The organism is Massilia sp. TSP1-1-2, from assembly GCF_049896185.1.
Classification (GTDB): Bacteria; Pseudomonadota; Gammaproteobacteria; order Burkholderiales; family Burkholderiaceae_D; genus Telluria_A.
On the sequence record NZ_JAFCTU010000115.1, the window covers coordinates 1 to 1,101 of the forward strand.

Annotated in this window: 1 protein-coding gene; it reads right to left on the reverse strand. The window is 59.0% G+C overall.

Going from position 1 to position 1,101, the window contains the following annotated elements; all coding sequences use genetic code 11:
* Positions 1–3 precede the first annotated feature (3 nt).
* Positions 4–1,101 (reverse strand): membrane protein insertase YidC (gene yidC / locus ACP7BV_RS27155; RefSeq protein ID WP_426108012.1); only part of this gene is annotated, 1,098 nt, incomplete at its 5' end.

Genomic DNA, 1,101 nt, shown 5'->3' on the forward strand with positions numbered 1-1,101 from the left:
CGTTTACTTTTTGACGGTCGTCGCCGCGACTTCGAACTTCTTGGTAATCACATACTGCTGCGCGATCGACAAGATGTTGTTCACCACCCAGTACAGCACCAGGCCGGACGGAAAGAACACGAACATCACCGAAAAAATCAGCGGCATGAACAGCATCATCTTGGCCTGCATCGGATCGGCGGGCGCCGGATTGAGCTTAGTCGTGATGAACATCGAAATCGCGTACAGCACCGGCAGGATGAAATACGGGTCCGGCGCCGTCAAGTCCTGGATCCAGCCCACCCACGGCGCGCCGCGCATTTCGGCCGACGCCTGCAGCACCCAGTACAGCGCAATAAACACCGGCATCTGCACCAGGATCGGCAGGCAGCCGCCCAGCGGGTTGATCTTCTCGGTCTTGTACAGCTCCATCGTGGCCTGATTCATCTTGGCCGGGTCGCCCTTGTACTTCTCGCGGATCGCCGTCATCTTCGGCGTCACCACCTTGATGCGCGCCATGCTCTTGTACCCGGCAGCCGACAGCGGGAAGAACAGCAGCTTGATCAGGATCGTAAAGGCGATGATAGTCCAGCCCCAGTTGCCCAGGTAAGTGTGGATCTGGTCCATCACCCAGAAGATCGGCTTGGCCAGCACCGTCAGCATGCCGTAGTCCTTGACCAGCTCCAAGCCCGGAGCGATTTTCTCGAGCTTGTTCTCGTCCTGCGGGCCCGAGTACATGCGCACGTCGGCGCTCTTGGTCGCGCCAGGCGCAATCGCGCCCAGCGGCATCACACTCTCGATTTCGTACAGGTTGCTCACACCCTGGGTCTTGCGGGTGAAGGTGTCACGCTGCAGGCCTTCAGGCGGCAGGAACGCGGAGACGAAATAGTGCTGCGAAATGGCGATCCAACCGCCGGTGGACGATTGCGTGTGCGCGGCCGTGCCCTTCTTCTCGATATCTTCGAACTTGAGCTTTTCGTATTTGTTTTCGGGCGTGTACATGGTCGGGCCGGTATAGCTCGACGTAAAGTAAGACTCGCCCTCAGGCTTGTTGCCATGGTGTTGCAGCTTCAGGTACAGCGATGGCGACACCGGGTTCGCGGTCGTGTTGGTCACGTCGTG